The sequence below is a fragment of the Herbaspirillum sp. UBA812 genome (assembly GCF_002296545.1).
Classification (GTDB): Bacteria; Pseudomonadota; Gammaproteobacteria; order Burkholderiales; family Burkholderiaceae_D; genus Herbaspirillum; species Herbaspirillum huttiense.
Map to the genome: position 1 here is coordinate 1 of NZ_DBIC01000062.1, position 10,587 is coordinate 10,587.

Below are 10,587 nucleotides of genomic sequence, written 5' to 3' on the forward strand. Positions count from 1 at the left end.
GGGCGACTGGCAGGTGCGCGTGCTGCCTGCACTGGGCGGGGCGCTTGCTTCCGCCAGCTGGCGCGGCCAGCCGGTGCTGCGGCCCAGTGCCGAAGAAGCGTTGCAGCAAGGACTGGTGCGGCGCAGCGCCTGCTATCCCTTGCTGCCGTTTTCGAATCGTATTGCCGACGCGGCGTTCAGCTTCGAGGGCCGGGCGTATGTGCTCACCGCCAACTTCGACAACGAACCGCACGCCATCCATGGCCTGGGCTTCCAACGACCATGGCAGGTGCGGAGCAGCAGTGCGGAATCGGTCACGATGCAGCTGGAACATGCCTCGCCCGCAGCAGGCGAGTGGCCCTTCGCCTTGCGCGCCACGCAGGTCGTCACGCTGGAGGGCGATGATCTGGTGCTGCAACTGGAGGTGGAGAACCTCGACCAGCGCCGGGCTCCCTGCGGCTTGGGCTGGCATCCTTTCTTCCCGCTGATCTCGGCGGCGCAACCCACGCAGTTGCAGACGCACTGGCAGGCCATGCTGCTCAATGGTCCCGACAAGCTGCCCTGCGGCAGCGTCCCACCCCCGGACACCAGACATCTCGACACGCTGACGATCGACAACTGCTTTACCGACTGGAGCGGCCAGGCCATCCTGACCGGCCCGCATCACCGCATCACGCTGACCGCCAGTACGGCGTTGCGCTGCGCCGTGTTGTTCCGTCCGTCCGGACAGCCGTTCTATGCCTTCGAGCCGGTCAGCCATCCCAACAATGCACTGCATGGCATCGCCCCCGCCATGCACATCCTAGAACCCGGTCAACGCCTGGCAGGCGAGATGCGCCTGTCACTGAGCGCGGTGCCATCTTCTGATCCCAGGAGCGCAGCATGAACACCTCTCCATCCACCCCCCTTCCTCGCGCCAGCTATCCCTGGCTGGCCGGGCAGGTAGTCTTCATTTCCGGCGGCGCGTCCGGCATTGGCGAAGCACTGGTCAAGGCATTCTGGGAGCAGGGCGCGCGAGTCGCTTTCTGCGACATCGACCCGGCCGCCGGCCAGGCCTTGTGCCAACGCCTGGCCGCTCAGCCTGGCAGCGCTCCCGCGCGCCACACGCCCTGGTTTGCCGTCTGCGACGTACGCGACATTCCGGCCTATCAGGTCGTGCTGGACCACGCCGCTGCAGCACTGGGGGCGATCCGGGTGCTGGTCAACAATGCCGGTCGCGACACCCGCCATGGTCTCGATGAGCTGTCGGTAGAGATGTGGAACGACATGCTCTCGGTCAACCTCAGCCATCACGTCTTCGCGACCCAGCGCGTCGCACCCGGCATGCGCGAGGCGGGCGGTGGCGCGATCATCAATCTCGGTTCGATCTCCTGGCTGCGCGGCCGTCCCAACCTGATCGGCTACACCGCTTCCAAGGCCGCCATCTCGGGCATCACCCGTACCCTCGCGCGTGAGCTGGGCGAGGCCGGCATTCGCGTCAACGCGGTGCTGCCAGGCGCCGTGGTGACCGAACGCCAGACCGCGCTGTGGCGCGACGCCAGCTCGGACCGCCAGTTCCTCGACCTGCAGTGCCTCAAGTTCCGCGTCGAGCCCACGCACATCGCCGACAGCGTGCTGTTCCTGGCCAGCCCCCAGGCCGCCGCCGTTACCGGCCAGAACCTCATCGTCGATGCCGGCCTGGCCCAGGTCTCGGTAGTCGGCTGAGGCAGTGCGGATCACGCAAGCATTCATCCTTTCGCAGCGCTGCACAGACCTCCAAGCATTCATCCACGCATAACAACACCAGGAGACTTCATGCAATACAAAAAAATACCTCTCGCCCAGACCGCATGTTCCAGCCTGCGTCATCGTGCCCGCCTGCTGGCCATGATGGCCGGTGCCGGTCTGCTGGCCAGCGGCGTATCGACGGCACATGCCCAATCCTCCGTGACCTTTTACGGCATCGTAGATGCCGCCTTGCAGGTGGGCAAGTTTGATCGCAACGTTGCGACCACGCCGACGATGGCCAGCGGCAACCTGCAAGCATCGCGCTTCGGATTTCGTGGAGCCGAAGACCTGGGCGGCGGTAACAGTGCCAACTTCCAGCTTGAAACCGGCTTCTCCACCGATACCGGCGCTGGCGGCGGCACGACCCTGTTCAATCGCGGTGCGTCGGTGGGCTTGTCCAGCCGGTCCTATGGCAGCATCGATGCCGGCCTCCTGTACCTGCCGATTTACTGGGTCTTCCTGAGTTCGGATGTCTCGACCTACGGACTGGCCAACCCGGCGGCCATCATGTCGCTGGAACATTCTTCCACGCTGGGCACGTCCGGGACTGGCGGCTTCTATCCCAATGCGTTGCGCTACCGTACCCCGGTGCTCTTCGGCGGACTGACCAGCGAGATCGGCTATTCCTTCGGTGCAGAAAATGTCGGCGTACAAAGTGAAGCAGGCCGCAACATCGGTGCCAATGTGCAATATGCGCGCGACCGCTACACGCTGGGCTATGGCTACAACCGCTATCGCTACTATGCCGCCGCCTCCCCTGCAGTCGCATCCTCGCAGATCACCCAGGTGGTGGCCGCTACCTACAAGATCGGCAGCAACGTCGTGGGGGCCAACTACCTGCACTCGACCCGCTCCGATGCCACCGGCTGGTTCTCCTCGGCTGTCATGCTCAATGCCAGGATTGCGGTTGGGCAAGGCGATGTCGAACTGGGGGCCGCACGCCGTCTGCAGAACGGCGATGCCCATGCCATGGCCTATGACGTGGGTTACGTGTACTTCCTCTCCAAGCGCACCCAGCTCTATACCTACGCCACGACCATCCGCAACAACAGCCGCTCCACGCAAGGGTTTGCGCTGCTGAATTCGGCCTCCGCGACGGTCTCGCCCGGCTTCAGCCCTTGGGCGATCACGGCCGGCCTGCGCACCTCGTTCTGACCGCGCTGCTGTCGACGATCTACTCATGGCCCGGGCGCACACGCCAGGCCCCGGGCGTCGTTTTTGTACACAAGGAGCAATAAAACGGGGCAATCGTCGCGATCGGGAGTAGCATGACCGCCTATTGAAGGTTTCACGCACATAAAGGTCAGCGAAGTGGACGAACAACAGTCGGAATTCAGCTGGCTCTCCGGTGGTGGCGAGATGGGGAAACTGATTCGTGCGATGGACTGGTCGTCCACCCCGCTGGGTCCCCTCGACAGCTGGCCACAAAGCCTGCGCACGGCGGTCAGCCTGTGCCTGTCTTCCACCTTCCCCATCCTGATCGCCTGGGGGCCGCACGACATCCAGATCTACAACGATGCCTACCGCCCCATCTGCGGGGCCAAGCATCCCGAGTCGATGGGCCAGGATTTCCGCATCTGCTGGGCCACCGCCCTGCCGGTGGTGGGCGATGCCTTCGACCGCGCGCATCAGGGCGAGGGCACCTACATCCGCGACCAGCGCATGTTCCTGGATCGTTACGGCTATCTGGAAGAAGCCTTCATGACCTTCTCCTTCTCGCCGATCCGGGTCGAGTCGGGCGAGGTGGGGGGCGTGTTCCACCCGATCTCCGAATCCACCGACAAGGTGCTGGGCGCGCGCCGCACCGCCGCCTTGCGCGAACTGGCGACCGCACTCGGCAAATGCCTCTCCATCGATGACCTGTGCCTGGGATTGGAACAGCGCCACGCCGCCATGGAACTGGACCTGCCTTTCACGCTCTTCTACCAGCTCGAAGGCGATGTCCTGCAGCGCCGCGGCTTGGCCGGCATCGCTGCCGACAGTGCGCTGGCCCCGGCCAGCGTGCGTCTGGACGATGCGCAAGCCTGGCCTTTCGCCCAGGCTCTGGCCGAACAGCGCATGGTGCAGGTCGACGATCTGGCCGCGCGCTTCGGCCCCTTTGTGGCCGGGCCGTATGAAGAAGCCCCGGTGCAGGCCGTGATCCTGCCGGTCACCGTGGCCGGGATGGAACAGCCCTTCGGTTTCGTGGTCGCGGGCGTGAGTGCACGCCGTGCGCTGGACGCCGAGTACCAGGATTTCTATGCCCTGCTGGGCGGAGCACTCAGCACGGCTGTCTCCAACGTGCTGGTCTACCTGCATGAACAGCGCAAGGCCGAGGAGCTGGCCCAGATCGACCGCGCCAAGACCGCCTTCTTCTCCAACATCTCGCACGAATTCCGCACCCCGCTCACGCTGATGGTCGGCCCGCTTGATGATGCCCTGGCCGATCAGGCCGAGCCGCTGGGACCGGCGCAGCGCAAGCGGCTGGAGGTCACGCACCGCAATTCGCTGCGCCTGCTCAAGCTGGTCAATGCGCTGCTGGATTTCTCGCGCATCGAGGCCGGTCGCGCCAAGGCCAGCTTCGTCGCCACTGATCTGGCCAGCCTCACGGAAGATCTGGCCAGCGTATTCCGCTCGACCCTGGAAAAGGCCGGACTGCACTACGAGGTCAAGACCTCGCCGCTGCCCGAGCCGGTCTTCGTTGATCGCGACATGTGGGAAAAGATCGTCTTCAATCTGCTCTCCAACGCCTTCAAATTTACCTTCGAGGGCAGCATCACGGTGCTGCTGGAGCCGCTGGCGCACAGCGTGCGCCTGTCGGTCACCGACACCGGCTCCGGCATTGCGCTGGACCAGCAGGCGCGCGTCTTCGAGCGCTTCCATCGCATCGACAATGCGCACGGCCGCACCTATGAAGGCACCGGCATCGGCCTGGCCCTGATCCAGGAGCTGGTCAAGCTGCATCACGGCCAGATCGGCGTGCACAGCGTGCCGGGCGCGGGCTCGACCTTCTTCGTCGAGATTCCGTTCGGCACTGCGCACCTGCAGGCCGATGACGTGATCCGGGCCGACGCCGTGGCGATCAGCCAGGACCGCCAGCCCGGCCAGGCCTTCGTCGAAGAGGCGCAAGCCTGGCTGCCTGCAGCCACCTCAGCGCTGCTCGCCACGACGGCCGCCGAACCCGTCACCGCTGCGGCCCCGGCCTTGCCTCCGGCAGGCGACGCGGCGCATCCGGTACGCATTGTCATTGCCGACGACAACCGCGACATGCGCGACTACCTGCAGCGCCTGCTCGGTGACTACGCCGACGTGCAAACCTGTCCCGACGGCGAGGCCGCCTGGGAAGCCGTGCGCGCCGCGCCACCGGACCTGGTTCTGAGCGACGTGATGATGCCGGTGCTGGATGGCTTTGGCCTGCTGGCCCGCATCAAGCGTGATGCGCGTACGCGCGAGGTGCCAGTGATTTTGCTGTCGGCACGTGCCGGTGAAGAAGCGCGCATCGAGGGCATCGCCGCCGGTGCCGATGATTACCTGGTCAAGCCCTTTGCGGCCACCGAGCTGTTGATACGCGTCAAGAGCCAGGTGGATGCGGCACGCCGCCGGCAAGCTGCACGCGAGGCGCTGCAGGCCAGCGAGCGCTATTTCCGTTCGCTGGTCGATGCCTCCACGGCCATCATCTGGACCACCGGCCCGGATGGCCGCACCAACTATCTCAGCCGTCGCTGGCACGCCTTCACCGGCCTGCCGGCCAGCGCCATCGCCGATGGCGGCCACATCGCCTGCATCCATCCGGAGGACCGCGAGGCCGCCGTCACCGAGTTCGTCCGCTGCCAGCAGACACGCAGCGCTTTCCACGCCGTCTATCGCCTGCGCCATGCCGATGGCGGCTATCGCTGGGTGATCGATTCGGGCACGCCCTTGCAGGCAGAGGACGACCAGCCCGGCGGTTTCGTCGGTGCCATCGTGGACGTGCATGAGGAACGCGAAGCCAAGCGCAACCTGGAGTTGCTGGCGCAGGACCTGACCACCATCAACCGCCGCCAGCGCGAATTCCTGGTGACGCTGGCGCACGAGTTGCGCAATCCGCTGGCCCCGATCCGCAACGGGCTGGAAGTGATGAAGCTGATGGGGGCCGGCAACGAGCGCCAGCACAACATCCACCAGATGATGGATCGCCAGATCCGCCATCTGGCGCACCTGATCGAAGACCTGCTCGACATCTCCCGCATCACCGAGGGCAAGATCAAGTTGAGGAAGCAGCACATGTCGGTCAAGTCGGCGCTGGCCAGTGCGGTCGAGATCAGCATGCCGCTGATCGAGAAGAATCGCCACAAGCTCGAACTGGAAGCCCCGGAAAGCGACCTCTTCCTGCAAGCCGATACCCATCGCGTGGTGCAGGTGGTCAGCAACATCCTAAACAATGCGGCGAAATACACGCCCCCGGGCGGTCTCATCCGCGTGATGGCGCGCATGGATGGCGACGATGTCCTCATCAGCATCAGTGACAATGGCGTGGGCCTCGCCGCCGAGGATATCGGCACGGTATTCGACATGTTCACCCAGATCCAGTCCGAGGTGGATCGCGCCCAGGGCGGCCTGGGCATTGGCCTGCACCTGGTCAAGCGGCTGGTGGATCTGCATGAGGGCAGCGTCTCGGTCACCAGCCCCGGCCCCGGCCTGGGAGCCACCTTCGCGGTGCGCCTGCCGCAGACCACGGCGCAGGACCGCAGCGAGGCGGCCGGCGAGCTGCCCCAGGCGGAGAGCGGCAAGGGCCTGGACATCCTGATCGTGGACGACAACTTCGACAATGCCGACATGCTGGCCATGCTGCTCAATTATCGCGGCCATGCCACCCATGTGGCCGGCAACGGGGCCGAGGCCTTGCGGCTGGCGCAGGAGGTCAGCCCTGATGTCGGCTTCATCGACATCGGCCTGCCCGACATGTCGGGCTATGCACTGGCCACGCAGTTGCGCGCGACCGAGGCGGGCGCGCGCATGCAGCTCATCGCGCTCACCGGCCGCGGTGCCGATTCGGATCGCCAGGAAGCGGCCGCCGCCGGCTTCGATCACCACCTGACCAAACCGGCACCGCTGGAGCGACTGGTGGCGCTGCTGGCGGAGGCGGGGCAGGGCAGCTGACCCCGGTCCGCAACGCGCTTCATCGAACCGAGCCTGGCAAAAAAAATGCTCCTCATTGAGGAGCATTTTTTCATGCACGGGCGTTGCAACTTTCAGGTTAACGCCGGCGCAGCGCGGTGACGAACTGATGCGCGGATGCATCGCCTGATCAAACGCCGATGCATCCTTGCATCATCACATCAACGCTTCAATGCAGGCTGCGAGCCCTTGCCCAGGATCAGGTTAGCGATGACGGCCACCACCACGTTCAGGGCCAGCGCAATGAGGCCGGTATAGAGCGTGTAGGTCTCGCCGCCGATCAGGAAGCTGTGGACCGGCTTGATGCCATCACTGAAGGCCAGCCAGCTGCCGCCGACGATGCCCACGGCCCAGCCGCACAGCAGTGCGCGGGCACCGAACCAGCCGACAAACAGGCCGAACACCAGCGCCGGGAAGGTCTGCAGGATCCACACCCCGCCCAGCAATTGCAGGTCCAGCGCGAACTTGGTCGGCAGGAACAGGATGAACACCAGCGCACCGAACTTGACCACCAGCGACACCACCTTGGCCACCTTGGCTTCGCCTTCATGGCTGATGCCAGGATTGACGTAAGGCTTCCAGAAGTTGCGGGTGAACAGGTTGGAGGCCCCGATGGACATCACCGCCGCCGGCACCAGCGCACCGATGGCAATGGCCGCAAACGCGAAGCCCGCGAACCAGCCCGGGAACAGTCCGTTGAACAGCGCCGGCACCACGTCGTTGTTGGCCTGCACCTTGATGCCCGCCGCATACGCCATGTAGCCCAGCAGCGCAATCAGACCCAGCAGCACCGTATAGGCCGGCAGGAACACGGCGTTCTTGCGGATGGTATTGGCATCCTTGGCCGCGAAGATGCCGGTCAGCGTGTGCGGATACATGAAGGCCGCCAGTGCCGAACCCAGTGCCAGTGAAGCGAAGGGCAGGAACTGTGTGGGTTTCAGGGTCAGGCCGGTAGCGCCGCCCTTGATTGCGAACGCCTCGCGCGCCGAGTTGAACACGGCACCATAGCCGCCCAACTTGGCCGGCACCACCACCACCGCCACCAGCACCACGATGTAGATCATGATGTCCTTGACGAAGGCGATCAGCGCCGGTGCCCGCAGGCCGGCCGAGTAGGTGTACAGGGCCAGGATCACGAAGGCTGCCAGCAGCGGCAGTTCACCGGTCAGGCCCAGGGCCTTGATGACCACTTCCATGCCGATCAGCTGCAGGGCGATGTAGGGCATGGTGGCGACCACGCCGGTCAGCGCAATGGCGAATTCGAGCGGACGCGACTGATAGCGTCCCCACACCACATCGGCGGCGGTCACGTGGCCGGCCTTGTGCGCGGCATGCCACAACTTGGGCATGATCACGAACACGATCGGGTAGACCAGGATGGTATAGGGCAGGGCGAAGAAGCCGTAGGCCCCGACCGCATAGACCAGCGCCGGCACCGCGATGACGGTATAGGCGGTATAGAAATCGCCGCCGACCAGGAACCAGGTGATCCAGGTGCCGAAGTTGCGGCCACCCAGGCCCCACTCATCGAGGTGGGCGCCCTTGTTGCTGGGGCCGGCCATCCATTTGGAGGCCAGGAAGCCCATCACGGTGACCAGCACGAAGAAGAACAGGAAGACCCAGAGCGCGGTCCAGTGGATGTTGGACGTCTCCATCATTCGACTCCCTTCTTCAGGCCATCACGATAGACCAGCCAGATGATGAGCGAGGTCAGCGGTACCCAGGCGAACTGGTACCAGTAGAAGAAGGGGAAGCCGAACAGGCTCGGCAATTCGGCGTTGTAGAAGGGGACCCAGAGCAGGCCGATGAAAGGCAGCAGAAGTAATAGCCGCATGATTGATGCTCCTCGAACTTTTGGCGGAAGAATTTTTATGTCGGCGCTGGCCCGGCCTTGCGGGCCGGGTGCGCCTTGAAAGTTGCACGCGAATTATAGGGAGAATCGGAAAATCGCGTCCGTCGCCCCCTGGCAGGAGCGGTCCTCGCGGCTGCAGGCTCGGCCGAATTCGCGTAGTCTGCCGTGTGTGATCCTCCCGCGAATCCTTGCCATGAGCCCGAGTCTGTCCATTCCGCGTGATGCCGCTTTCCCTGGTGCAACTGACGTGAGCAGCAGTGCCGATACCGACCTGCTGCCCGCATTGGCGCAGCTGTTGCAGCGTCATCGTCAGGTGCTGGTCCTGACCGGGGCCGGCATCAGTACCGCTTCCGGCATTCCCGATTACCGCGACGACAGCGGCGTGCGGCGCGGCCGGCTGCCCATCCAGGGCACCGAGTTCCGCCAGTCGGAAGCGGCCCGCAAACGCTACTGGGCGCGCAGCATGCTGGGCTGGCCACGCCTGTCGCAGGCCGTTCCCAATGCGGCGCACCGCGCGCTGGCGCAATTGCAGCAGGCCGGCCATCTCGGCGGCATCCTGACCCAGAACGTCGATGGCCTGCACCAGCAGGCGGGCAGCCGCGACGTCATCGAACTGCATGGCAGCATCCATGCGGTGCGCTGCCTGGCCTGCGACACCGTCTATCCGCGCGCCGAGATCCAGCAGGAGCTGGCACGCTGCAATCCCTCCTTCGTCAACCTGCAGGCCGAGGCCTTGCCCGATGGCGATGCCCGCCTGGAACCGGAGGCCGATGCCGCCTTCCATGTGCCGGCCTGCGTGGCCTGTGGCGGCATGCTGCAACCGGACGTGGTGTTCTTCGGCGATGGCGTGCCGCCCGCGCGCACGGCACAGGCCGAAGCGGCGGCCCAGGCCTGTGATGCCATGCTGGTGATCGGCTCTTCGCTGATGGTGTTGTCGGGTTTCCGCTTCCCGCGTACGGTGGCCGCGGCCGGCAAGCCGGTGGTGGCGATCAACCGTGGCGTGACCCGTGCTGATGACTTGCTGGCCTTCAAGCTGCGCGAGGATGCCGAGTCGGTGCTGCCGCGCCTGGCCACCCTGCTGGGTGCGGACGGGTCCTGAGCTACTCCTGCGCTTGCCTCGGCGAGCAACTATCAACTATCGACATGCGGATTGCTTCGTTCAGTTCCGCGCCGCGCATCCCTACACTGGCGGGCGACCCTTCTTCTCCCGGAAAGCGAACCTGCCATGTTGAAGTCCCTGCAGCCGCAGCTGCAGCAGAAGGGCTACAAGATCCGCTACTACGAATTCTCCACCGGACTGGAAGCCACCAGCACGCTCAAACTCGGCAAGAACTGGCCCCTGCACCTGAGCCGGACCGCGCCGGAATCAGCAGCGCGGTCCGGCTTTTTTGTTTATGTCTTCATATCGCCGGGCTCATGCTCCCCGCCTGCCAGCGCCAGCGCCAGCGGACGCGGCAGTCGCTGCGTTGGCTTGGGCGGCTGTGACATGCGGATTCCTCGGAGAAGACAAAGCGGGTCGTCGATTATGGAACGCGCCCGCCGTGACGGCCACGAATGCTTTCGCATGAACTTATGCGGACAAGGCCGCTACAATGCGGCTGGACCGAACCGAGACAAGTTGAGGATGTTGCCGATGGCTGTTGTGCATGCTGCGATGATGATGGTGCTGGGCCTGCTGGCAGTGGGCCTGGCCGTGTGGGGCGGGTTTGCGCTGTGGTTCCAGCTGCCGTGCGCCGCCTGGCTGCGCATCGCCGCCATCGTGCTGTGGAGCTTGCCGCCTGCCGCGACGCTGGCGCTGGTGGCCGGGGTACCGGGCCTGCCCGGCCTGCCGCACTCCTGGCGCTGGGGACCGG

The 10,587-nt window shown here is 65.1% G+C and carries 7 protein-coding genes and 1 pseudogene; 6 read left to right on the top strand and 2 right to left on the bottom strand.

Annotated elements, in window-relative coordinates; translation table 11 throughout:
* The 4 genes from B3873_RS03920 to B3873_RS03935 form a co-directional block, all read left to right on the top strand.
* Positions 1-865, top strand: an 865-nt coding sequence (locus tag B3873_RS03920) for an aldose 1-epimerase (protein WP_286864136.1), incomplete at its 5' end; no start/stop codon positions are given.
* Positions 862-1,683 (top strand): SDR family NAD(P)-dependent oxidoreductase, encoded by an 822-nt coding sequence (locus tag B3873_RS03925; RefSeq protein WP_051156241.1) that lies wholly within the window; start codon positions 862-864, stop codon positions 1,681-1,683. The genes B3873_RS03920 and B3873_RS03925, both read left to right, overlap by 4 nt.
* A gap of 90 nt (positions 1,684-1,773) precedes the next feature.
* Positions 1,774-2,901: a porin gene (locus B3873_RS03930; RefSeq protein ID WP_134223166.1), complete on the top strand. Its 1,128-nt coding sequence runs from the start codon at positions 1,774-1,776 to the stop codon at positions 2,899-2,901.
* A gap of 156 nt (positions 2,902-3,057) precedes the next feature.
* Positions 3,058-6,864 (top strand): ATP-binding protein, encoded by a 3,807-nt coding sequence (locus B3873_RS03935; RefSeq protein ID WP_286864137.1) that lies wholly within the window; start codon positions 3,058-3,060, stop codon positions 6,862-6,864.
* A gap of 179 nt (positions 6,865-7,043) precedes the next feature.
* Here the strand turns inward: B3873_RS03935 and mctP are convergent, their stop codons facing one another.
* Together mctP and B3873_RS03945 are read right to left on the bottom strand one after the other, a co-directional pair.
* Positions 7,044-8,537, bottom strand: a complete 1,494-nt coding sequence (mctP, locus tag B3873_RS03940) for a monocarboxylate uptake permease MctP (RefSeq protein WP_034332752.1) — start codon at positions 8,535-8,537, stop codon at positions 7,044-7,046.
* Positions 8,537-8,716, bottom strand: a complete 180-nt coding sequence (locus tag B3873_RS03945) for a DUF3311 domain-containing protein (protein ID WP_034332747.1) — start codon at positions 8,714-8,716, stop codon at positions 8,537-8,539. The genes mctP and B3873_RS03945 overlap by 1 nt, the downstream gene beginning before the upstream one ends.
* A gap of 211 nt (positions 8,717-8,927) precedes the next feature.
* Here B3873_RS03945 and B3873_RS03950 point away from each other — a divergent pair, with 211 nt between their 5' ends.
* Positions 8,928-9,833, top strand: coding sequence for an NAD-dependent protein deacetylase (locus tag B3873_RS03950; protein ID WP_286864140.1), 906 nt, complete (start codon positions 8,928-8,930; stop codon positions 9,831-9,833).
* Positions 9,834-10,367: 534 nt separating this feature from the next.
* Positions 10,368-10,587, top strand: a pseudogene (locus tag B3873_RS03955) (hypothetical protein); the annotation flags it as partial.